We start from the raw sequence: 23,238 nt of genomic DNA, 5'->3' as shown, positions 1-23,238 counted from the left end.
GGCCCGGCGAGCTCCTGAACATCGCTGGAAGCGAATGGATCGGCGTTCATCGGATACTCAAACGTCGATCCAAAACACGGCGGTGTCGGCGGGAATGTCCCCGCCCGGCATGTCCCGGGCATCGAACAAAAACAAAAATTCGTTTCCCAGTTCAAAAGGGGTCAAACCTCACCTTTCGCATTCCTGACCGTCAAGCTCCCCAATGCCGACTGGCGACCCATGCCAAATTCGTCGCGCCACGACGTCGGCAGGGGAAGTGAGTGTGAAGCGGCATGACAATGGGAGAGATGAGCCCTTGCAGGGTGGAGGCTCATCAATAGCCGGGTCAAAGGTGCGCGATGTGAAAATGGAATTGGTCTGGCCGCGTTTTACGATGCACGGGCCCAGGTCACGACGGAGCGTGCCCCTCCAAATGAAGGGAAATCCATCTCCGCGTGCGACTTTCCGTCGAATCCGAAACGTCCTCATTCTCTCCGAACATCGCGCCTTGGCGTCTCCGCGTTTAAACCCATCCGAACGCAGCCCTGCCAGCAGCGCCCGATGGCGATGTCCGCGTCGAACCCAATGCCCTCCGCGAGGTGGTGCACCCACTGGCGCGCGATCCATGGGGCGGTGAGCACGCCTTTTGAACTGAGTCCGCCGAAGATGCCCATGCGTTCGAGTCCCGGCACGCGTCCGACCACGGGACGGCGGTCGGGTACTGACATGCGCCAGCCGCAGCGTTGCCTTTCAATGCGCGCTTCAATACCCGGATGCAGCCCGCGCAGGTGCGCGAAGAGCGTTTCGCGGGCCGGGCCGGTCGGAACGAGGTCCTCGGCCTCGCGGTCGTAGGTCGAACCCACCTGCGCGGTCGAGTGGCTGCGCGGCACCACCCAGGCATCCCCGCTGCGGATCACGCCCGGTTCAAACACCCCGCCCGCAGCCGCCACTTCAATGACCTCACCCTTGGCACGTTCAAACTTCAAACTGTCACCAAATTCCCGATACAGGCCGCCGCCCGTGCAGAGGATGACCAAGTCGCGCCTCGAAATTTCCGCCGGAGGGTCGACGACTCGCTGCTGAAGCATCCCTCGTTTGATCCAGCGTCGTCGCGATCCTTCCAGAAGCGCCGGCAAATCAACCTGGCAGCCGCCTTCGATCCAGAAACCCTCGGGCTCCACCGCCGAGGAATCGACGTACGGGCGCCACTTTCCGGCATCCGCCTTTTCCTTCCCGCGTGCAAATTCACCGACATCGGCAAACAGCCGGCGGATGCGAACATCGCGAACAAGCTCGATGCCCAGCTCCCTGCCGATGCCCTGGTAGAACTCCCGCGACGGTCCGAGCAGGCTGTCGATGCGCCAGTTCTTCACGAATCGCTGACCGGTTATCGGATTCACGATTCCCGCCGCAACCTGCGTGGCCGATCCGTCGAGGCCCGCATCAGCGATCTCAAACGAAAATCCCGCACGCTCGAATTCCCACGCAAGGGCGGTCCCCGCAATGCCCTGTCCGACGATGAGAATCGGCGCCACCATCACGATTCCAGCGGCCGCGCGCCCCGTCTCAGCGCCGCTCCCGGCAGTCGGCGGCGTGCAGCGCGGCTCCGACAATGCCTGCCTCGTTGAAGAACTTCGCCGGAACGATCGGGACATTCAGGTCAAGGTACTTGAACCACTTCCTGTAGTCCTTGCTGATGCCGCCACCGACAATGATGAGGTCGGGATTCAGGATCGTCTCAACAATGCCAAGGTATTCGTCAACGCGGTGAGCCCACTTGCGGAAGGAGAGCTTCTTCCGTTCCTTCGCAGCCGCGGAAACGCGCCTCTCTGCGTCACGGCCCTTCATCGGAAGATGCCCCAGCTCGCTGTTGGCATAGAGTCGCCCATCGACAAACAGCGCGCTTCCCACTCCCGTGCCGAACGTGAGCATCAGCACGGTGCCCCTCGCTCTACTGCCGGCGCCGAATCTAACCTCGGCAAGGCCCGCCGCATCGGCATCGTTGATGAGCGTGACCGGCAGCTTGATGACCCTGCCAAAGAGCCGCTCCCCGTTGCACCCGACAAAACCGCGATGCAGATTCGCCGAGGTGTAGATCGTGCTTCTGCGAATCACGCCGGGGAATCCCACCCCAACCGGTCCCTTCCAGTTGAAGTGCTCCGCAATGCCCTTGATCGTCCGCGCCATCTGCGCCGGGGTCAACAGCTTGTCCGTCGGCACACGCAGGCGCTCCGCGAGCAGTCTGCCGGTTGCGGTGTCCACCGGCGCTCCCTTCAGCGCGGATCCGCCGATGTCGATTCCAAGGACATTCATGGCAATTCTCAGGAGGCGTGCGCGTGACACGCACCATCCGCACCGTGTACGTGTCCGTGCGAAAGCTCCTCCGGCGACGCCGGTCGCGCAGCGATGATTTCAACGTCGAAGGTCAGATCCACGCCGGCCAGCGGATGATTCGCATCCAGCAGGACCGAATCCCCGTCAACGCCCACAACGGTGACAACCGGTGCAAACTGGTCCTCGCCGGCCTGGAACTGATCCCCCGCCTTGAGTTCGCCCTGCACCGGAAGCAGGGCCCGAAGCACCGACTGCACCTGCGACGGATCGCGCTCCCCATAGGCTGACCCCGCCGGCACCTGCACACGGGTCCGCACGCCCGGCTCAACAGAGCGAAGCTCCTCATCGAGCCCATCGATGATCTGGCCGGCACCCTCCAGATACGTCACAGGCTCGCCCCCGGCGGAGGAATCGATGACCCGTCCCCCGGGGTCCCGCAGGGTGTAGTGGAAAGTGACAACGCGGCGCATCAGAAAACAGGTCTCCCCAAAAATCCGCTGCATGGCCACCACATTCTGGCAGATTCGTCACAGGCCCGCATGCCGCGGGAAGAGCGACCTCAGGTCTCCTGCCTCAGCACCTCAAGCGGCGGATGATCAACGACGCCGCGACTCGACAGCAGCCCGGTTGCAAGGGTTGTCGTCATCACGGCCGCGCACGCCCCCAGCAGCGTGACCGGAGCCAGCGCACCCGTCGTTTCAAAAACAAAATGGGCGAGCAGCGCATTCGCCCCCACCGCAAGCGCGCATCCCACCCCCGCGGCGAGCGCGCCCAGAATCACGTACTCCACCACCTGGATCCGGATCAACTGGCGGCGGCTCGCACCGAGCGTGCGAAGCAGGACCGTTTCGCGCAGGCGCTGGTGGCGTCCGCTGAGAATCGTCCCGACCAGCACGATGACACCCGTGACCACCGTGAAAAGCGCCATGAACTGGATCACGAACTGCACCTTCGAAAAAATTCCATCCAGCGTCTGCAGGATCAGCGCGAGATCGATCGCCGACACGTTGGGGAGTTCGCTGACCACCGCCTGCTGGAGGCGCGCCGAATCCCCCGGCGTCTCCGCACGCGTCGCCACGACGAAGAACTTCGGCGCCGCCTCCAGGGCACCCTCGGGGAACACCATGAAGAAGTTGGGCTCCATGCGCCTCCACTCCACCTCGCGGATGCTGGTGATGCGCGTCATCATCGGCACGCCCTGCACATCGAACTCAATGGTGTCGCCCAGCCCGAGCTGCATGTCCTTCGCGAGACCCCGCTCAATCGACACGGGAATCGTCGCCGCATCCGCCGCAACCGTCCCATCGAACCGGCCGGCGACGACCTTCTCCGTGCCCGAAAGTTTCCCACGATACGTAGAACGATACTCGCGCCTCAGCGTCCACGAGGGAATCCGCGACGAGTCATCCTTCAGAATCTGGTCGACCGAACGGCCCTTGAGCGCGCGCAGCCGCATGGTCACGATGGGTGCCTTTGCCTTCAGTTCCGCGTCCTCCCGCTTCAGGATTTTTTCCAGCGGGGCCATTTGATCGTCCTGAATGTCGAAGAACAGCAGGTTGGGACGCTGGTTGTCACCCACCCCCTTGATCTGCGCCAGCAGGGTCGTCCGCGTCAGCGCAAGCGTCACCACCAGAAATGTTCCAAGCCCGAGCGCAAGCAGCAGGAGCACGGTGCGGTTGTTGGGTCGGTGCAGGTTGGCGACACCCTGTCTCCAGACATACGGCGCGCTGCGCGGCATGAAGCGGCGCGCACACCAGGAGACTGCCCTCGCCAGCCCGGCGAGAACTCCCAGGCTCACGGCCAGCGCGGCGACAAATCCCAGTCCCAACCGCCAGCGCGGCGCCTGCCACAGCGCAAACAGAACGACCGCCGCCAAGATCAGCGCATACACCGCCCAGCGCAGCGGATCGCGCGAACGTCCGTCCTCCGCGGCCGATGCCCGTATCGCGACGAGCGGTGACACCCGCCGTATGGCCAGCAGGGGCAGCAGGGTGAACAGAAAGCAGATCAGCAGACCCGCACCCACGCCGCGCAACACCGCGCTCCAGGCAATGAAGAAGTCCACGTCGAAGGGCAGCAGGTCCCTCACCAGCGCCGGGATCGTCAACTGGATCGCCACACCCAGCGCCGCACCGATGACCGCGCCCAGCAGGCCCAGCAGGAAACCCTGCACGAGATAGACAGAAAAACTCGTCCAGGCGCTCGCGCCCAGACAGCGCAGCACCGCGACCGTCGCGATCCGCTGCCGCACATAGACATGAATCGCACTGGCCACGCCGATCGCCCCCAGAAACAGCGCCACGAATCCAACAAGGCTGAAGAAAGCGTCGACATTGCGGATGCTCTGCCCGAGTTCGTTCTTGCGCTCCTCCACCGTGTCGAATCCGAGCCGCAGTTCGCGAAACCGTGCCCGCAGATCGTCCACGAGCCGCTCGACATCCGTGCCCGCGGCGAACTTGATGTAGGTCTTGTAGCGCACAAGGCTGCCCGGACCCAGCAGTCCCGTTGCAGCCAGCCGCGAATGGGAAATGAAGATGCGCGGCGAAAGCATGGCGACCGCCGCCGATTCACCAGGAATCTTTTTCAGCGCGCCCGCCACCGTAAATGTCGACGCGCCCAGCTTTATGGGATCGCCGACCTTCACCTGATACTGGCACATGAGCGACTCCTCGAGCACCGCGACCGCCTCCCCCGCCGCAATCCGTCGCGGCGCGTCCGCGGGGTCCGTCACGAACTCGCCGTAGAACGGGTACGCGCCTTCCACGGCGCGGAGCGAAACGAGTCGCGTTCGATTCCCCGTCCGCGGAAAGACAACCATCGTTGCAAACGAAACCTCCCTCGCCTGCTCGCCTCCCAGGCTGCGGAGAAAAGCCGCCGCATCCAGCGTCAGGGCCACACGCGACTGCACCGCGAGGTCCGCGCCGAGCAGTCCCTTCGCCTGGCCTTCGATCGCGGAGTTCAAATTGGCGCTGAACGATCCGATCGCGACCAGCGCGGCGACGCCAAGCACGATCGAAAGCGAATACAGCGCGAGGCGCCGGCGGGCCGCCCGCGAATCGCGCCAGGCCATGCGCAGCACGAAACTCATGTACACACCGCCCCCGTCTCGAACGCGCGCGTCTGGAAATCCTCCACGACGGAGCCGGCCCTCAGGCGCAGGATGCGCCCGCACCTTCGCGCGAGCTCGATGTCATGGGTCACCAGCACAAGCGTCGCGCCGCGCTCCCGGTTCATTTCGAAGATGAGCCCGGTCATCGCCTGCGCCGTGTCGGCATCGAGGTTGCCGGTGGGTTCGTCGCAAAACAGGATCTTCGGCGCATTGATGAACGCGCGGGCGAGCGCCACGCGCTGCTGTTCTCCTCCGGAAAGCTGGACGGGATAGTGATCGCAGCGCTCGCCGAGTCCGACCCGGTTCAGCAGCGCCACCGCCTCGGACTCTCCGCCCGCCGATCCGCGCAGCTCGAGCGGCACAAGGACATTCTCGAGTGCCGTCAGCGTCGGTATCAGTTGAAAGTTCTGAAAGACGAATCCCACATGCTCGTTTCTCACGCGCGCCCGCTCATCCTCGCTCATCCTTCCGATCTCCTCGCCAGCCAAAGTCACGGCACCGGAGCTCGGTCGGTCGAGCCCGGCGCACAATCCCAGCAAGGTCGTCTTTCCGCTGCCGCTGGGTCCGACGATCGCGAGGCTTTCGCCCGCTCCCAGCGTGAATCCCACGTCCTTCAGAACAGTGAGCGGCGCGCCCGCGGACAGGTAGGTCTTGGTGAGTCGCTCGACTTTCAGCATGGATTGAACAGTCATGTCTGGGACGAAACTGCGACCAAATCCGCCACCCGCAATTCCGCAACACATGAAACTCCTTTTCCTCCTCGCCCTGCTGTCGGTCGCAATCGTTCGCGCCGGGACGGAAGCGTCTGAGCACGAAACGCGCACCATTGTGTTTTTCGGCGACAGCCTGACCGCGGGGTACGGGCTCGATGACCACCTATCCGCCGCCTACCCCGGCCTGATTCAGAAAAAAATCGAGGAGGCCGGACTGAACTACCGGGTCGTCAATGCCGGATTGAGCGGCGACACCAGTGCCGGCGGCAGGCGCCGCATCCCGTGGATCCTGCGTCAGAAGATCGATGTCTTTGTCCTTGAGCTCGGGGCCAACGACGGCCTGAGAGGACTTCCGGTCGATTCGACCCGCGAGAACCTGCAGGCGATCATTGACGCCGTCCTCGCGAAATACCCTTCGGCGAAGATCGTGATAGCCGGGATGCAGATGCCGCGCAGCATGGGTGAATACGCGCACGAATTTGCGGCCATCTATCCGGCGCTGGCGAAAGCGAATACCGCAACCCTCATTCCCTTCCTGCTTGAGGGTGTCGGCGGCCGCCCCGATCTCAATCTTCCGGACGGCATCCATCCGACCGCCGAGGGACATGAGTTGGTTGCTGAAACGGCATGGCGATGGCTGAAACCGCTCCTTTAGGAGTTTCACCGGAACGTTCTTGTCCGCGGATGCCTATTCCGCTTTCTCCACCCGATGTTTTCGCAGCTCAAGGTCATCTGGAGCCTCATGCGGGGCGAACGCCTGCACTATGGCGTGGCCCTGCTGAGCCTGCTTTTTGCGACGGCCGCCAGCTACCTTGCGCCTCTTGTGGGAGCCGCCACCATTGACCACGCCATCGGCTCGAAGGATCCCGCGGAGGCGAGCGCGCTTGTGCGCATGATGCTCGCAGGCGCGGGGGGAGCAGAGTCGCTGCGCGCACACCTGTGGCTCGCGCCGGTCTTCATTGTGCTCCTCACGGGGATGAGCGGCGCGGGAAGCTACCTCAAGGGCCGCTTCACGTCGCTCGCAAGCGACGGCATCGCCCGGAAGCTCAAGGACAATCTCTACGACCACATCAACCACCTGCCCGCGAAGAACCTCGATCGCCTGGACACGGGTGATCTGGTTCAACGCTGCAGCAGCGATGTCGAAACCCTGCGTCAGTTTCTCGCGGTGCAGGTGATGGAGATCGGCCAGTCCCTGATTCTCGCCGCCACGGCCCTGCCCCTGCTTCTGCTGCTGAGTCCCCCCATGACGGCGATCGCGTTCGCGCTGGTCCCTCCACTTGTGGCCTATGGCTACGTCTATTTCAAAAAGGTGCGCCACGTCTTCAAGTCAGTCGATGAGGCCGAGGGTGCGCTGACCTCGGTAATCCAGGAGAATCTCACCGGCATCCGCGTGGTGCGGGCCTTTGCAAGGCAGGAATTCGAGAAGGCCAGGTTCGCCGGCCCCAACGCGCTCTTTCGCGACCGGCACATGCGCCTCCTGCGGCTGATGTCCTGGTACTGGTCGATCAGCGACCTCGTCGCCTTCGCCCAGATCGGCCTGGTGCTTCTCATCGGCGCCCGCTGGGTCGGCGAGGGAACGCTCTCGGTCGGCGTCCTCTTCGCCTTCCTCGCCTATCTCGGCATCATGCTCTGGCCTGTCAGGCAGATGGGCCGCATCCTGACCGACCTCGGCAAGACCTCTGTGGCGATCACGCGTATCCAGGAAATCCTTACACTGCGGCGCGAGGAGGATGCGGCACCCGCGTCCGTGACCCGGACCCTGCAGCCGCTGCGCGGCGCGATCTCCGTGCGCAATCTCGCCTTCAGCCATGCGGCGCGGCCGGTCGCCGGCGACGGCGCGCCTGACGCGGGCGGGGCGCTGAACGGCGTCTCCTTTGACGTCGCCCCCGGCGAAACGCTCGCCGTGCTCGGCCCGTCCGGCGCGGGCAAGAGCACGCTCATGCATCTGCTCCTGCGGATCTACGACTACGAGCAGGGGTCGATCCGCCTCGACGGGGAGGAACTTGCGGGCCTGCCGCGAAAATGGGTGCGCGGACAGGTCGGCACGGTCATGCAGGAGCCCTTCCTCTTCTCAAAGACGCTGCGCGACAACATCCGGCTCGGCGGCGGCGAGGCGCAGGATCGCGAGATCGAGGAGGCCGCCCGCGTCGCCTGCATCGACGAGACCATCCGCACGTTCGAACTCGGCTACGAGACGCTCATCGGGGAGCGCGGCATCACCCTTTCGGGCGGCCAGCGGCAGCGTGTCGCGATCGCGCGCGCCATCCTGCGCAACCCGCCGATCCTGATCCTGGACGACGCCCTCAGCGCCGTCGACGGGGAGACGGAGACGCTCATCCTCGATGCGCTGCGCAGGCGCCGCGGACGCTCCACCACCCTCGTGATCGCGCACCGGCTGTCGACGCTTGTTCACGCCGACCGCATCATCGTGATGGACAGGGGGCGGATCATTCAAACGGGCGCCCACGCGGAGCTCTCCAGCGTGGAGGGCCTGTACCGCCGTCTCTGGCGGATCCAGTCGACCGTGGAGGCCGAGTTCCAGCGCGAGCTGCTCGAAACCTAGCCAGCCGCATTCCACCGATGTCATCCGCATTTCATCAGGAAGATGAATTCAAGGCCAGGCTCGACGCCCGGTTGTGGTGGAAACTCTTCCAGCGCGCCCTGGGTCTCAAGCGGTTTCTCGTGCCGCTCTTCCTCTGCGCCGTCGCCATAGCGGTCTGCGACGCCGCCTTCGCCCAGATCACGCGCTGGACAATCGACGCCGCAATGGCGGGTGGCGCCTCGGCGCGACTGACCCCCTGGATGCTCGCCTACGCCGGTGTCGTCCTGGTCTTCTGTGTCGCGGTCTGGGTGTTCATCGACTGCGCCGGAGCGATCGCGAATCACCTCGGCCACGACATCCGCGGCGCAGCCTTCGACCGCCTCCAGCAACTCGAGTTCGCCTTCTACGACACGCGGCCGGTCGGCTGGCTGATCACGCGGCTGACGAGCGACTGCGACCGCCTCTCCCGCGTCGTTGCCTGGGGCTTTCTCGATATCGTCTGGGGCGTGAGTTATGTCTTCATGATCGCGCTCAGCCTGCTGGTGATGAACTGGCGGCTCGGCCTGATCGTTGTCGCCGTCGTCCCGCCCCTCGCGATCGTCAGCAAGGTGTTCCAGAAGCGGATCCTGCTCAGCGCGCGGGAAATTCGGAAATACAACTCGCAGATCACAGCCTCCTTCAACGAGGCCATCCAGGGCGTGCGCACGACCCGGACCCTCGTGCGCGAGAAGGAAAACCTGCGCGAGTTCCAGGGAATCTCGACCCAGATGTTTCTGGCGGCCGTGACCAATGCGAGGCAGAGCGCGTTCTACTATCCGCTGATCCTGACCATCGGCAGCATCGGCGCGGGTGTGGCACTCTGGCGCGGCGGCATCCTTGTCATCGACGACGAAATGACGCTCGGAACGCTCGTCGCCTTCATCAATTTCTCGGGGCAGTTCTTCTTCCCGATAAACCAGCTCGCGAACAAGCTGACGGAGATGCAGGGTGCCCAGGCGGCCGGGGAGCGCGTCCTCGGACTGCTTGACACGGAGCCCGCAATCCGGGACTCGCCCGAGGTCAGGGCGCGCATGGCAGCCCATGCGGCATCCCCCCGGAGCGGCGCGGCCGCGGGCGATACCCTCGCCCACGACGGACACCCCGACCGCATCGGCGAGGTTGAGTTTCGGAATGTTGGATTCCGCTACGACACCGGCCCGCAGGTCCTGCATGACTTCAACCTCCGCGTTCAAGCGGGGGAAACAATCGCGCTGGTCGGTCCTTCCGGCGGCGGCAAGAGCACGATCGTCTCGCTGGTGAGCCGCTTCTACGAACCCACCACCGGACAGATCCTCATCGACGGCACCGACTATCGCGAGCGCTCCCTGTCCTGGCTGCAGTCGCAACTCGGCATCGTCCTGCAGACACCGCACCTCTTCAAGGGGACGGTCCGCGAGAACATCCGCTACGGCAGGCTCGACGCGACCGACGCCGAGATCGAGGAGGTGGCCCGGCGGGTCAATGCGCACGACTTCATCCAGGCGCTGGACAACGGCTACGATTCGCAGGTCGGCGAAGGTGGCAACCGCCTCTCCACCGGCCAGCGCCAGCTGCTCTCCTTTGCCCGCGCGCTTCTGGCGGATCCGCGGATCTTTGTGATGGATGAGGCGACATCCTCGATCGACACCGAAACCGAGCAGCTCATCCAGCGCGGCCTCCAGACCGTCTTCGCCGGCCGGATAAGTTTCGTCATCGCCCACCGTCTCAGCACGATTCGCAGCGCCTCACGCATCCTCGTAATCGCCAGCGGGCGCATCGAGGAGTCCGGCACGCACGCCGAACTCCTCAAGCAGCGGGGCCACTACCACGAGCTCTATACGAGCCAGTTCCGTGCGGAGCGGGAGAATGCAGTGCTCGAAACACAAGGAATTACTGCGAGTCCAACGCATCTGGAAATCAAATAGCGGCATTCTGCGACGGACGCCTCCTTCCGCCGAACGCATTTCACCTGCATCACCGCTGGCGGCTGCATTGACGTCCGCAATCAGCGTGACATTCTTGGCACGAATTCACCCAAGTGCGGTCCAGCACTTGTGACAAACCCACCATCCAAGCCATGGCCGCGACCTCCCTCTCCCTTTCACTGATCGTTTCACTCGGCGCCCTCGCGATTTCCGGTTGCTACACGACCGACGGACGCGACACCAATGCCCGCCAGCCCGGCCCGGCCGTGGGCACGGCGATCGGCACCGCCACGGGCGCCGTCGTCGGCAATGTTGCCGGCGCCGTTGTTGCAGCTGGAGAAAGCGCCTCCGCCGCGGCAAAGGTGCCGTTCAATGGAGAGCGCCGCATCATTCGCGAATGGCGGACGGAGACCACGCCGGACGGCCGCACGATCCGCGTCCCCTACGAGACCGAGGTCGACGCGCAGGGTCGCCCTATCGGACCGGCCCGCCCGGCAAAGTACTGAGCGCAGCGCGCCCCGGCGCGGGGAATGCCGCGCGGCCAGTCGAAAATACACAAGTTTCAGTGGAATGTTTCACCTCGAACGCAGGTGAGAAATCGGCCGTGCTGTGCTAGGTTGTGGTGATGAAAAAGAAATCCACCGCCATCAGCCGCCATGAAATGGTGCGCTTACTGAACGAGGATCTTGCCCGTGAGTTTCAGGCGATCATCGCCTACACGGTCTACAGCCAGACGATGAAAGGTGCGAAGTACCAGCACATCGCGAATGAACTGAAGCTGCACGCGGCCGAGGAGCTGAACCACGCTCTCATCATCGCGAAGCAGATCGACTACTTAAACGGCACCCCTGTCACCCAACCGCGCAAGGTGAAGATTTCGGACAAGCCGGATGACATGCTCCGGTACGACCTCGAAAACGAACACGAAACCATCCTCGCCTACCGCGAGCGCATCGGGCAGGCCGAGGCCATGGGGGAGTTCGCGCTCAGCGAGGCGCTTCGCGAAATTATCATGCAGGAGCAGGAGCACCTCACCGATCTTGCCGACGCTCTCGGCATCCCCACGCCGAAATTATAGCCGGAAGCCCGGGCAAGCCATTCAATCCAACTCATGACACCCTTCACTTCAGGCGCCAATCGCGAGAGCGGCGCCTTCAAGCGCCAGGAGGACGCCTTTCGCGATTGGATACGCCGCGATGGATCAACGCCGTATTCGCCTGTGGCGAATCGCTACCATCTCTACATTTCACTGGCCTGTCCCTGGGCCAGCCGGACGCTGATCGTGCGCAACCTCAAGCGGCTTGAAACCGTCGTGAGCTGTTCGGTCCTGGACCCCATCCGCACCGAGGAGGAAGGCTGGGCGTTCCGCGAGGGCCCGGGCTTTTCCCGCGATCCGGTCAATGGCTTCTCCCTGCTCAAGGAAGCCTATTTCGCCAGCGAGCCGGATTATCGGGGACGATGGACCGTGCCTGTGCTCTGGGACCGGCAGACCCGGCGCATCGTCAACAACTCCGAGGACGACATCTGCCGCATGTTCAACGATGAGTTCCCCCAGGCCGCGGCTTCACCCGATCTTTTTCCCAGGGATCTCGAACGCGAGCAGGCTGAACTCAGCGGCACGATTTACGAAGCGGTCAACAATGGCGTTTACCGCGCGGGATTTGCCACGGCGCAATCGGCCTACGAGACGGCGGTGCGCGACGTGTTCAACTGCCTCGACTCCCTCGAGCGCCGGCTCGCCGGCCGACGCTTCCTTTTCGGCGATCGCTGCATTGAGACGGACTGGCGGCTCTTCTGCACGCTCGTGCGCTTCGATGCGGTGTACCATGGGCACTTCAAGTGCAACCTGCGCCGCATTGTCGATTATCCGCATCTGCAGCGCTACCTCAAGGATCTCTATTCGACCCCGGGGATCGCCGATACCGTGAATTTCGATCACATCAAGCGGCACTACTACATGACCCACGACGACATCAATCCGACACGGATCGTGCCGCTCGGCCCGATCCTCGATCTGTAGCTCACGGCGCCTCGAGACGGAATTCGGAATCAGACCGCGTTTTCCAATCGCAGAAACCCGGAATGGACGAATCCACCGACATCGGCTAGCGATCCCGGTCATGCGTCGATATTTCCGCCGGGCTGCGATCGCCCTCTGTCTTGGACTCGTGGCCATTCAATTTGTGCGCCCCACGAAGAACCTGAGCCCCGGCCCCATGCCGCCCGAGGACCTGCGCGCGGCGCATCCCATGCCCGAGGCGATTCGCAGGCGTCTCGAGGTTGCTTGTTATGACTGCCATTCCAACAACACGCGCTACCCGTGGTACGCGGAAATCCAGCCCGTCGCCTGGTGGCTCGACTGGCATGTGCGCGACGGAAAGCACGAACTCAATCTCTCGAACTTCGGCAGCTACTCCCTGAAACGGCAGGCGGACAAACTCGACTCCATCATTGACGAGTTGAATGAGCGCAAAATGCCGCTCAGGTCATACACCTGGACGCACCGCGACGCCGCCTTCACCGACGCCGATATCGCAGCGATTGTCGCCTGGGCGGAGGATCTGCGCGACAAACTTTCCGAGCAACTGTAGTAGGGTCCACCTCCTGCCTTCAGATTCGTTGGCCGTCTCCCGCCATGTCAATCCATCGGCAAGGATGGACTTCCCTGGCGGTCTGAGCGATGATGGTCAGCCGCTCCTGATGTCAAACTCCCCCAGGCATCCTCCACGTTTTCTCGTGAAATTCTCCCGGCGCCGTTCTTCCACGCAGGTCCCCGGTCACGACGAGGCGCGCCCCTCCAGGATCTACTGGCAGCGGTCGCGGCCCTGGCCCTCGCCAATTCATCCCTCCGCTGGCGTCATCCCTACCATTGATGCCTGACCCCGCGCCTTCCCGCCCCTCCATCGATGGCTCGCTCCATCGCATCGCCACGCTTTGCGCGAGGGAGGCGGATCCTGCGGTCGCGCTCGGACAGATCCTTGATGTGATCATCGGGCACTTCCAAGCCTCGTCGGGCTCCATCGCTCTGCTCAATCCGGACACCGGCCGACTCGAGATCGAGGCGCAGCGCGGACTGCCCGCCGACTACCATGATGTTGTCCTCCGCCTGGGACAGGGCATCACGGGCTGGGTCGCCTTCCACGGACGCGCGCAACTCGTGGCTGACGTCACCAGGGACACGCGCTACGTGCGCATCAGGCCGTCGGTCCTCGCGGAAATGGCCGCGCCCATGGACGAGAACGGACAGGTGCTCGGCGTCATCAATCTCGACAGCGACACCGCGGGCGCCTTCGACGAGGATGATCTGGCGCTGCTGGTGCGGTTTACCGAGGAAGTCACCGCCGTGATGCGGCGGTTGTGGCAGCTGGAGCAGTTGCGCGACAAGGCGCGTCAACTGGAGTCGCTCATCGGAATCGGCCAGGCGCTCGTCAGCCAGGTCGACGAGCGCGAACTCTGCGAGAGCATCGCCCGAGACGCCCGGCAGATCACGCGCTCGCGCGCCTGCGGGCTCTATCTTTTCGACGAGCCGCGCGCCGTTCTCCGGCTGGCCGCCCTGACGATCCCCGGGGCGGCCGACAGTCCCACGCCCACGCTCGACCAGGACCTGCCGGTTGACTCCAGTGCGGTCGGCTCCGTGTGCCACACGCGCAAGCAGCTCGAACTGGCGAATGTGCAGTCGCCCGAATACATCGACGTCATCGATCTTCCGTCGGACGACCGGCTGCGCTCCATGCTGGCGACGCCCCTGCTCTATGAAGGCGGCGTGCTGGGGGTGCTCGCTGTATTCACAGAACAGATACACCGATTCAACAACGAGGAGAAGCGCCTCTGCGCGGCGCTGGCCTCGCTCGCCGCGGTCGCCCTTCAGAACGCGCGGCTCTATGCGCGGGTTTTTCGTAGCGAGGAGACCCTGCGGAAGAACGAGCAGTTGACGACGCTCGGACTGCTCGCCGCGGAGATAGCGCACGAGATCCGCAATCCGCTCACGGTGATCAAGCTCCTCTTCGGCAACCTCAACCTCGAGTTTCCCGACGCCGATCCCCGCCAGACGGACGTGCGCGTGATCGGGGAGAAGCTGGACCAGTTGGAGGCGATCGTCACGCGCGTGCTGCAGTTCGCCAAGGCGCCGGCGAGCCTCCACGCGAAATGGAGCATGCGCGACATCCTGGACGACACCCTGGTGCTCATCCGCCTCAAGCTGGCCCAGGGAAAGATCCAGCTTCGACTGGACCTGCCCGCCGAGCCGATGGTCGTGGAGGTGCACAAGGGGCAGCTCCAGCAGGTCCTGCTGAATCTGCTGATCAACGCGACGCAGGCGATGCCGGAGGGCGGCACAATCCGGCTGCGGGCGCACATCGAGGAGCGGGGCGACGGCCCAGCCGTCGTGCACCTCGATGTCGAGGACACCGGTTCCGGAATACCCGAGGAGATTCGCCCCCGCATCTTCGACAGTTTCCTCTCCGGGCGTCCCGACGGCACGGGCCTCGGGCTGGCGATCGCCAAACGCATTCTTGTGTCGCATCACGGCGACATCTCGCTCGTGCGCACCAGTCCGTCGGGGACGGGCATGCGGATCACGCTGCCGCTGGCGGCGACTTGAACCAGCGAGAAGGCCCGGTTGTCATGCAACTCATCCCGTTTGATAAGATCACAACAATCCTTCTCCCTTGCCGCCATGCCCCTTCCCTCTGATTCACCCGCATCCAGCAATGGCCGACCGGCCAGTTCCGCTCCGCAATGCAGCAAGAGCGCGCTCCGCGTCGTGGTTTTCGCATTGGTTCTTGGCGCGATCCTGATCGTCGTGCTGCCCTTGAAGATTCCGCTCGCGCTGCGCGCACTCATCGCCGGCAGCGACCTCCTCGCAGCCGCCGTCATCGCGCTCTACGTGAGGCAGAATCGGCAGCGGTAGGGAGCTTTTGGGTCGGGCCATGGGATGGAGCAATCCCACCGGCGAGGTTTTGCGAGCCGCGTCCCCAGGGCATGACAAAGCATGCCCCTCCAGGCCGGAAGGTGGATGCAAATAGTTTTGGAGGGGCACGCTTTGTCGTGACCGGTTCGACGGATCGAATTTTTCCCAGCCCCAAAGGGGCGCACCAGCACCAGCCCCGGGCATCGCCCGGGGTTCCAATCCCACACACCAAACCCGAGCCCTGAAGGGGCGGCCCAACGCCTGTCACAATCACACCGTGGGTCGCCCCTTCAGGGCTCAAAATTGTTGCTCCCGTCGAAACCCATGGCGTCGCCATGGGCTCCCATGACCTGCGCCTTCAGCGCGCTCGATCCAGGATCCGTTGATGCGCATTCATTCACCCATGCCGCCATGGTGTGCGCCTTAGGCGCGCTCGACCGACCGAGAATCAGTTGGCGCGATCGCCTCACGCATTGCCATGGGCTGCCGTGGTCCGCCCGTTTGCGGGCTCCTTTCTCCGCGTGCTCCGCGGCTTCGCGTGAAAATGTTCCGGCGATGTTTCGCGACGCACGTCCCCAGGGCACGACGAAGCGTGCCCCTCCAGGTCGGAAGGGGTGATGCAAGCACGAGGGGCACGCTCCGTCGTGACCGGCTTGACGGATCGAATCAGCGGTCAGCAATCTGACATCCGACCTGAGACACTTCCGACCTCCTGCTTCCGCCCCATCACCCCGGGCGAACGCGGGTTGAACCACGCAGGCGCGCTCTCAGGCGGGAGACGCGTTTCCAGGTGCCGAAAGCGAATCGGTATTTCCATTCGATCCAGCGCGAGCCCTTCGGATTGAAATGCTTGAGGTAGACGTCGCGATTGGCGTCAAAGATCGCCGTCGACATGCGGTCGAAATCCTTTCCGACGCTCAGCCCCTTGAGATGCACGATGGACTGACTCCCGTCATACACGATCCGCTTTCCCGCAGCACGCACGCCGATGCACAGATCAAGATCGTCGCCATACATGAAGAACGCCTCGTCGAATCCGCCGGTTCCCTCGAGCACGGCGCGACGCCCCATCATGAAGGCGCCATTGATGGCGTCCACGTCGTAGGCACCCTCCCTGGGAAGATGGGTGAGGTTGTATCCAGAAAACAACTTCACCCCCGGAAACGCCGCCGCCAGCCCCGACGCCCGGCAGAAGCCGTCCCACACCGTCGGAATCGACCGGCGGCACGCCAGGTCCATCGAACCGTCGGCCAGTTCGAGCCGCGGCGAGATGAGTCCGATGTCCGGCTCCGCCTTCAGCCGGCGCAGGCAATGCTCCAGCGCCGCCGCGTTGCAGACGGTGTCGGGATTGAGATACAGGACATGCTCTCCCCGGCTGCGGGCGAAACCCAGGTTGTTCGCCCGCCCGAACCCAAGATTGCCTCCCGGATCCAGGTAGGTCACCGCGGGAAAGCGGCTTTTCACCAACTCGCCGGTGCCGTCGCCCGCCGAGTTGTCGACGACGATGATCTCGACAATTCCCCCCAGGAGCCGCGCGGGAATCGAATCAAGGCAGGGCCCGATCTCATCGCGCGATTTGTAGGCGACGATGATGACCGACAGGACAGGAACCTCCGACTCCCTGTGGGCGGATTCAGCCATGGACTTCAAAATTTCGCGCCACTCGAACAACTTCCCGGCGCATTTGAATCATTCAATGCGAGCCTCAGTTGAGAAGGTCAATTCAGGCCAGAACCCCCCATGATCGAACAAACTTCAGACAGAGATCGTGCGAACACTCAGGATCTCATTGTCCCGGAGTGCCTCGATGGCTGTGGACGGTACCGCGATGACTGCAACGGTCTGACCTTTTGCCCCCATCACCTCAGCCGAATAGCCCTCAGTTCCATCCGGTGCCACATGATGTTCAACCAAGCGCACCAAGTCACCGCGGCGAAGCCGGTATTCCGGCAGGTCACAGGCGAGCGCAACATCCGTGTAGAGTGGAAACGTCATGGGTGCACGACCTCGATGGGAATCAAAGTGATGAACTTTGTTACGCCTGACAAGTGTTCAGTCATCCAGATGGAACGCACACGCAATCCGACTCCAAGCTGCCCACGCAACACACCTATGACTTCATAGTACCGACCAAACTTGTTTTCATCGATCTGCGTCGCATCGTTTTGCCGTAAAAGGCCACTAATTGCGGCGATCAGCACATCCGGATTGTGGTTCCCAAAGCCGCCAAGTTTGAGAAATGTCGATTTGTCATTTCGATCCCGTCGAACCAACAGATAGTTCGTCACCTTCTCGCGCGCAATTGCGGCATTGGCAGGTAGTCTCATTTCAAGTCCAATGAAGTTCTTGGAAATCGGTGTATACGGTGCCGTGTAGATGCTGCGCGAGCTACGACTACTTTCCTGGGTTGATACCCGCAATCAGGAGCCACAGTCAAAGTCAGTCAATTCACGGGCGCGGCCGCAGCCAGACACTCTTGATTTCCCTCGCGTACCGCCGTGCGCCCGTGAGCGCAACAAACCGTGTCCAATGGGGAAGTATGCCTTCATCAACCGGACGATGCGATGGTATCAGGGAAAGCAGCTGAACCCAAAAATCCCTGCCGGCTTCATAGTGTTCGCACCCTGCCCTTGCGATATGAGCAAGGACACGCCCGCATCGTTCCCTGCGAGCCAATGCAGCCAGTCGCCTGGGATCAACTTGAGGACCACTCATGAGCTGCGCAGCGCATCGCAGCGCGGTCGCGTCGAAAGGGTGCTCACCCAGCATAAGCAGCACGGCAAGTTCCTCAGTGCTCAATCGCTCAATTCCGGGATCATTTACCGGCTGATCCCCAGCCGATCCGGAGTAGTGATCGCAACCACGCTGAACGGCCAGAGTCAGAAGCTCTGACGGTCCAGCCAGTCCAAGCGAACGTGCCTTGCGCATGAGCGAGGACACATGGCGGGTTTCTCCCAATCTCGTCGCAAGTAAAGGCATTGAACTACCTCAAGATGCTTCTCCGCTGGGGCTGAAAAAGCATTCCCACACAGCCCGCACAAGCAATGCCCTGGACACAATTCTCCGCCCCGCCCCCTCCGAACTCGAGACGATTGGCTTGGACGATCTCATGATCCACAATGCTCCGACTATCGCCACAATGGCAAGCCCGCCCGATGGACGGCGACATCGGCATGGTTTCACGCGAAGGCGCGAAGCACGCGAAGGTCGGGCGGGGACAGCAGGGTTCATGCGAAGCATGAAGGCATGGAAATGCTGTGGGGGGGGATGAAACGCGGAATGTCGGAGGTCAGTTTGGGTTGCTCAATTCTTCATCAAATGGCGGGGCACGCTCCGTCGTGACTTGGGCACGAGCATTGTGCGAAGGTGCCAGATGATTCCCAGCTGGCAGGTACCAGAATTCGCATACCGGAGGGTTTCACGCGGAGTCGCGGAGGACGCGGAGAGGTGGGGGTATGGACCAGATCGAAATGTACGGGATCAGCGTGCCCGACCACTGATCTCTCCGAGTTCAGTCATCGACGTTCCGCGCGAGACGCTCCGGCGATGTTTCGCGACAAACGTCCCTAGGTCACGACGGAGCGTGCCCCTCCAGCAACGCCCTCTGCCTCGATTCCGGGCAAGGACCGCTCCTGCCACGCAAACCATCCCACGTCCCAAGGCACACCGCCCGAAACTTTCTCCATCGCCCTGTCTCAAAAACCGCGACGCGGAAATAGTTGTAGAGCGCGAAACAGAAATCATAGAGCGCCCAATGCGGAACTGCCGCGGCGTGACGGCGCCACATCGCGATGCGGTTGCGCGCCATGTAATAGTGTCTCACCGGGGAATGATGGGTGGGTTCCATTTCCATGCCGCCCCACCACCGCCGTTCACGCCGCCCGAGCTCATGGGTGAAATGCGCGGCCGCGCTCACCATGGTGAGCCAGCCCTGCCGGCGACAGCGCAGACAGAAATCGGTATCAACGTAGTCGATGAAGAAAGCTTCGTCGAATCGGCCCGCATTTTCCATCGCGGCAACCCTCACCAGCGAACCCGATGTGATCACACTGGTAACCCCCAACAAATCCTTACCCATCGGTTCGATCTTCTGAAAGAGGCATGGGAATAGTGGGTGGGGCCGCAAAAAACGATGCTGCCTCGCGGTTGCTCGTTCCTGAAATGCGGCACCCACTACCCCAACCCGGTCAGACTTCGGATGACTTTGCAGCGAGGCCGCCATGCGCCCGCTCATGCCGGGCTCGGGCTTGCTGTCCTGGTCGAAGAGGATGACCCACTCAAATTCCTTCTCCGCCAAACGCGCCACTCCCTGGTTCAACGCCACGCCAATGCCCCGGTTTTCCGGATTCGCAATCAATTCCCATCCGTGGCGGGTACAGGTCTCTTCCAAACTGACGCGAGCCTCCGGCCCCGAAGCATTGTCCACCACGACCATTGCATCCCCTTGGGCGCTCATACGGCTGAGACGTCCTTCCAGCCCGCCGGCCGGCCGGTGGGTCACAACGACGACGCCGATGCGTGGCTTTTTCTGGACCGCCCCCGGAGGTTGGCTCGTGTCGCTCACCCCAATTCAGCTCCAGCCTCAAGTGTCGGCGTCCAAACCCGATTAGACATCAACGTAAAAGGCCCGTAATCTCGACTCAACAAAGACCTATGACACATTTGGGCTGGCTTGTGCGGCATTCGGGTTTAAAGCCTGACTATCCTTGGGTATCCCATCGCTCAATGCCTAAAACCAAGTCATGAAGATTGCGCCCGAACAACAGTACGGCAGTGAGAGCGTCTGGCGCGATCCGGGGCGTTTTCTTGCCGAGTTTGTGCGTGATCTGGGAAGCTGCCGCGAACTGGCCTGGCAGCTCTTCCTGCGCAATCTGAAGAGTCGCTACCGACAGTCCATCACCGGCTACATCTGGGCCTTCATCCCACCGCTCGCCTGGACCGGCCTGTTCGCCATCCTGCGGCTCCAGGATTCCTCCCGATCAGATGGTCAAACGGGGTATGTCGCTCACGTGATGGTTGGCCTCGTCTTCTGGCAGGTGTTCATTGAAGCCGTGCAAACACCCATGCGCACCTTCTCCGAGGCGCGCAGCATGCTTGGCAAGCTGAAGTTTCCTCGTGAATCGCTCGTCGCAGCCGGGCTGCTCGATGTTGGACTGCAGTTTCTGATCCGACTTCCTCTGCTGGTTGCCGGATGGCTTCTCTATCCTGGTGCCTCCGCCCACAATTGGTGGCTTCTGCCCGGTCTGCTCGTGGGGATCCTTGGGGCCGGCACCTGCATCGGCATCGTACTGCTTCCACTCAGTCTCTTGTACCAGGACGTCGCGCCCGCCGCCGCCTTGGCGGGCGGCTTCTGGCTGCTGCTCACACCTGTCGCTCATGGGCCGACGTCATCCGGCCTCATGTCGGCGATAAATCAATGGAATCCGGCGGCGATCCTCATCGAAACCGCGCGCGCCGGCTGGATTGGCACACCCGTGCTGCATGGAGGGGGATTCGTGGCGATAAGCCTCGGAGGAATCACGGTCGGAATACTGGCCTGGCTGGCCGCCCGCATTGCCTTTCCCCACCTCATCGCCCGCTTCGGATCATGAGTGACGACACACCCATTCTGGAAGTCCGCAACGTCTCCAAGCGCTTCGCCCGCCGCCTTCAAACGTCGCTGCGCTACGGTGTGGTCGACGCCCTGCGCGACATGACAGGATTTCGTCCCAGGCAGGGGCTTGGAAAGGAGGAGTTCTGGGCGCTTGACGACGTATCGTTCACCCTGCGGCGAGGCGAGAGCGTCGGACTGCTCGGCGCGAACGGCGCGGGAAAGAGCACCCTGCTCAAGATAATCGCAGGTCTGATCAAGCCCGATCGCGGCCAGGTGATAGTGAGGGGCCGCGTCGGTGCGCTTATCGAACTCGGCGCCGGCATGCATCCGCTCCTGAGCGGACGCGAGAACATCAGGGTCAACGCGGCGGTTCTCGGGCTTACGCAGCGCGAACTCGCCGCCAAACTGGATGAGATCATCGCCTTTGCCGACCTTGGCGAATTCATCGACGCCCCGGTGCAAAGCTACAGCTCCGGCATGCGTGTACGCCTCGGCTTCGCGGTCGCGGCGCATCTGGAGCCGGATCTGCTGCTTGTTGACGAGGTGCTGGCTGTCGGTGATGTCAGCTTCCGCATGAAGTGCTTTCAGCGCATTGAAAAGCTCATGCGTGAGGGCACCAGCCCTATTCTTGTATCGCACAATGTGATCGACATCACGCGTATTTGTTCTGCGGCCCTGGTCTTGAAACATGGGCGCGGCGAGATCGCCCCTTCGGTTGAGGCGGGCATCGCACTCTATCAGGAAATCGGCCTTGCAACCGAACCAACACAGTCCTCGAACCGTGATGTCTGGCTTGAGAGCGCAGCGCTTCACCCAGTCCCGGGACGTCCGCCTGGCGCGCTGTTCACAGGTGACACGCTATCGTTCGATGTCCGCATCGCATGCAGACATCCCCGGCGCAACCTGAGATTGATTGTCCATGTCCACTCCTCATCGCTGGGCGTGCTCGGTTCATTCGCATCTCCAGCCGACGGTCTTGTCTGGTCACTCCAGAGAAGGGCGACCGTGAGGATCACTCTTCCCGCGCTTCCGCTTCTTGTGGGGGCATATTCGATCACGACAAGCCTCTACGGCGAGGGAAGACAGGAGTATCTCCACGATCTGCCGCACGCAGTCCGTTTCCAGGTCACCGGGCCGCCAATCGACGGCTTCGGATTCGGTCCATGTCACACTTTTGCCTTCTCGCACAAGTGGGAGACAATGGAATGTGATTGAGAAGATTCATGGTCCGCCTGCTCACCTCTCCACGCATCCGCATGTGCCAATGAGAAAATTCCTGCAACGATTGCGCGGACAACTTCATCGCTTGCGCTACGACCGCTACTGGAGAACCCGTCCCGCCCAGTGGAGCTACGGCATCAACATCATCGATCAAGCTCTCTCCACCGGAAGCTATCGCACCGTGCTCGACGCCGGATGCGGTCGCGGCGATGTCGTTGCACACCTGCTCCGAAAGGGCTATGAGGCGCGCGGCGTCGAAGTGTCGCAATTCGCCGTGCAGAATGGCGAAGTGGTCACTGGGGAGGTGCTGCAGGGCGACCTGGCCAGTCTGCCCTTCCCGGACCGTCACTTCGATCTCGTTTTTTCCTCCGAAGTGTTGGAGCACATACCGGCGGATCAAATTCCCAAAGTAGCGCGGGAGCTGGTGCGTGTATGCGGGAGACGACTCTTCCTTACGATAAGCCTTCGCCCCAGCAGCCAGAACAATGCATTCCATTGCACTCTGCGCTCACGGAACTGGTGGGAGCAGCGTTTCATTGAAGCGGGCGCCCAACCCGTGTCCGACCTGGTCGCGCGATTTCAACAGCGCGGACCGTTTGACAACCGCGAGGTCATCCTGCGCGGCCCCGCATCCGGTCTCATCGGAGAAATCGAGGGCTTTCTCACTCATCCTCCCTACAGTTTCGGAGGTGAACTTGAACCGTGGTATTTCATATTCGAGCCGGCGGGTTCCGCTCTCCCTCCGAACTCGCATTAGCGCGGCTTCCTGATCATCGGCCCGAACAAGAATTGATGAGATCGTGTCAACTCTTCGCAGCCACTCGAAAGTTCGCCATTTGCTGCTAGATCCTGTTCTGTTTCGTTTCGCATGAACGCTTGTACCTTCGCCGAA

23 protein-coding genes are annotated in these 23,238 nt (G+C 62.7%); 13 read left to right on the top strand and 10 right to left on the bottom strand.

Annotation, left to right across the window (positions count from 1 at the left end; genetic code table 11):
• Positions 1 to 464: 464 nt before the first annotated feature.
• The 5 genes from HS122_07940 to HS122_07920 all read right to left on the bottom strand — a co-directional run bounded on the left by HS122_07940 (position 465) and on the right by HS122_07920 (position 6,114).
• Positions 465 to 1,517 (bottom strand): FAD-binding oxidoreductase, encoded by a 1,053-nt coding sequence (locus HS122_07940; GenBank protein ID MBE7538328.1) that lies wholly within the window; start codon positions 1,515 to 1,517, stop codon positions 465 to 467.
• Between the two features lie 28 nt (positions 1,518 to 1,545).
• Positions 1,546 to 2,292 carry an ROK family protein gene (locus HS122_07935; GenBank protein MBE7538327.1) on the bottom strand — a complete coding sequence of 249 codons (747 nt, stop codon included), beginning with the start codon at positions 2,290 to 2,292 and terminating at the stop codon, positions 1,546 to 1,548.
• An 8-nt stretch (positions 2,293 to 2,300) separates the two neighbouring features.
• A complete protein-coding gene (locus HS122_07930) occupies positions 2,301 to 2,783 on the bottom strand; it encodes a peptidylprolyl isomerase (GenBank protein MBE7538326.1) in 483 nt (160 codons plus the stop codon).
• Positions 2,784 to 2,872: 89 nt separating this feature from the next.
• Positions 2,873 to 5,401: an ABC transporter permease gene (locus HS122_07925; GenBank protein MBE7538325.1), complete on the bottom strand. Its 2,529-nt coding sequence runs from the start codon at positions 5,399 to 5,401 to the stop codon at positions 2,873 to 2,875.
• Positions 5,398 to 6,114 (bottom strand): ABC transporter ATP-binding protein, encoded by a 717-nt coding sequence (locus HS122_07920; protein MBE7538324.1) that lies wholly within the window; start codon positions 6,112 to 6,114, stop codon positions 5,398 to 5,400. The genes HS122_07925 and HS122_07920 overlap by 4 nt, the downstream gene beginning before the upstream one ends.
• Before the next feature lie 49 nt (positions 6,115 to 6,163).
• On the opposite strand from HS122_07920, the gene HS122_07915 reads away from it, so the two are divergent.
• From HS122_07915 to HS122_07875, 9 genes are all read left to right on the top strand, one after another.
• Positions 6,164 to 6,790, top strand: a complete 627-nt coding sequence (locus HS122_07915; GenBank protein MBE7538323.1) for an arylesterase — start codon at positions 6,164 to 6,166, stop codon at positions 6,788 to 6,790.
• A gap of 54 nt (positions 6,791 to 6,844) precedes the next feature.
• Positions 6,845 to 8,701, top strand: a complete 1,857-nt coding sequence (locus tag HS122_07910; protein MBE7538322.1) for an ABC transporter ATP-binding protein — start codon at positions 6,845 to 6,847, stop codon at positions 8,699 to 8,701.
• Positions 8,702 to 8,718: 17 nt separating this feature from the next.
• Complete coding sequence (locus HS122_07905) at positions 8,719 to 10,623, top strand: ABC transporter ATP-binding protein (GenBank protein ID MBE7538321.1); 1,905 nt, start codon at positions 8,719 to 8,721, stop codon at positions 10,621 to 10,623.
• A 152-nt stretch (positions 10,624 to 10,775) separates the two neighbouring features.
• A complete protein-coding gene (locus HS122_07900) occupies positions 10,776 to 11,129 on the top strand; it encodes a flagellar motor protein MotB (protein ID MBE7538320.1) in 354 nt (117 codons plus the stop codon).
• 119 nt (positions 11,130 to 11,248) lie between these two features.
• Entirely contained in the window at positions 11,249 to 11,701 is a 453-nt protein-coding gene (locus HS122_07895; protein MBE7538319.1) for a ferritin-like domain-containing protein, read from the top strand.
• Between the two features lie 33 nt (positions 11,702 to 11,734).
• A complete protein-coding gene (locus HS122_07890; GenBank protein ID MBE7538318.1) occupies positions 11,735 to 12,643 on the top strand; it encodes a glutathione S-transferase C-terminal domain-containing protein in 909 nt (302 codons plus the stop codon).
• Positions 12,644 to 12,743: 100 nt separating this feature from the next.
• Positions 12,744 to 13,214, top strand: a complete 471-nt coding sequence (locus HS122_07885) for a heme-binding domain-containing protein (GenBank protein MBE7538317.1) — start codon at positions 12,744 to 12,746, stop codon at positions 13,212 to 13,214.
• Between the two features lie 281 nt (positions 13,215 to 13,495).
• Positions 13,496 to 15,223: a GAF domain-containing protein gene (locus HS122_07880; protein MBE7538316.1), complete on the top strand. Its 1,728-nt coding sequence runs from the start codon at positions 13,496 to 13,498 to the stop codon at positions 15,221 to 15,223.
• Between the two features lie 75 nt (positions 15,224 to 15,298).
• Positions 15,299 to 15,532, top strand: coding sequence for a hypothetical protein (locus tag HS122_07875; GenBank protein MBE7538315.1), 234 nt, complete (start codon positions 15,299 to 15,301; stop codon positions 15,530 to 15,532).
• Positions 15,533 to 15,822: 290 nt separating this feature from the next.
• On the opposite strand, the gene HS122_07870 is transcribed toward HS122_07875, so the two are convergent.
• From HS122_07870 to HS122_07855, 4 genes are all read right to left on the bottom strand, one after another.
• Complete coding sequence (locus tag HS122_07870; protein MBE7538314.1) at positions 15,823 to 16,116, bottom strand: hypothetical protein; 294 nt, start codon at positions 16,114 to 16,116, stop codon at positions 15,823 to 15,825.
• Between the two features lie 142 nt (positions 16,117 to 16,258).
• Entirely contained in the window at positions 16,259 to 17,173 is a 915-nt protein-coding gene (locus HS122_07865; protein ID MBE7538313.1) for a glycosyltransferase family 2 protein, read from the bottom strand.
• 114 nt (positions 17,174 to 17,287) lie between these two features.
• A complete protein-coding gene (locus tag HS122_07860) occupies positions 17,288 to 17,527 on the bottom strand; it encodes a DUF4926 domain-containing protein (protein ID MBE7538312.1) in 240 nt (79 codons plus the stop codon).
• On the bottom strand, positions 17,524 to 17,859 hold the full coding sequence (locus HS122_07855; GenBank protein ID MBE7538311.1) for a hypothetical protein: 336 nt from the start codon (positions 17,857 to 17,859) through the stop codon (positions 17,524 to 17,526). The genes HS122_07860 and HS122_07855 overlap by 4 nt, the downstream gene beginning before the upstream one ends.
• 373 nt (positions 17,860 to 18,232) lie before the next feature.
• Here HS122_07855 and HS122_07850 point away from each other — a divergent pair, with 373 nt between their 5' ends.
• Complete coding sequence (locus tag HS122_07850; protein ID MBE7538310.1) at positions 18,233 to 18,424, top strand: hypothetical protein; 192 nt, start codon at positions 18,233 to 18,235, stop codon at positions 18,422 to 18,424.
• 679 nt (positions 18,425 to 19,103) lie between these two features.
• On the opposite strand, the gene HS122_07845 is transcribed toward HS122_07850, so the two are convergent.
• The gene (locus tag HS122_07845) at positions 19,104 to 20,096 is read right to left on the bottom strand and encodes a glycosyltransferase family 2 protein (GenBank protein MBE7538309.1); all 993 of its coding nucleotides are present in this window, start codon (positions 20,094 to 20,096) and stop codon (positions 19,104 to 19,106) included.
• A gap of 178 nt (positions 20,097 to 20,274) precedes the next feature.
• On the opposite strand from HS122_07845, the gene HS122_07840 reads away from it, so the two are divergent.
• From HS122_07840 to HS122_07830, 3 genes are read left to right on the top strand one after another with little or no spacing between them, the layout of a single operon-like run.
• Positions 20,275 to 21,123 (top strand): ABC transporter permease, encoded by an 849-nt coding sequence (locus tag HS122_07840; GenBank protein ID MBE7538308.1) that lies wholly within the window; start codon positions 20,275 to 20,277, stop codon positions 21,121 to 21,123.
• On the top strand, positions 21,120 to 22,340 hold the full coding sequence (locus HS122_07835; protein MBE7538307.1) for an ABC transporter ATP-binding protein: 1,221 nt from the start codon (positions 21,120 to 21,122) through the stop codon (positions 22,338 to 22,340). Before HS122_07840 ends, HS122_07835 begins: the two co-directional genes overlap by 4 nt.
• A gap of 49 nt (positions 22,341 to 22,389) precedes the next feature.
• Positions 22,390 to 23,103, top strand: coding sequence for a class I SAM-dependent methyltransferase (locus tag HS122_07830; protein MBE7538306.1), 714 nt, complete (start codon positions 22,390 to 22,392; stop codon positions 23,101 to 23,103).
• The last annotated feature ends 135 nt before the right edge of the window (positions 23,104 to 23,238 follow it).

This window comes from Opitutaceae bacterium (assembly GCA_015075305.1).
Taxonomy (GTDB): domain Bacteria; phylum Verrucomicrobiota; class Verrucomicrobiia; order Opitutales; family Opitutaceae; genus UBA6669.
This window is presented reverse-complemented; position numbering and strand designations above follow the sequence as displayed.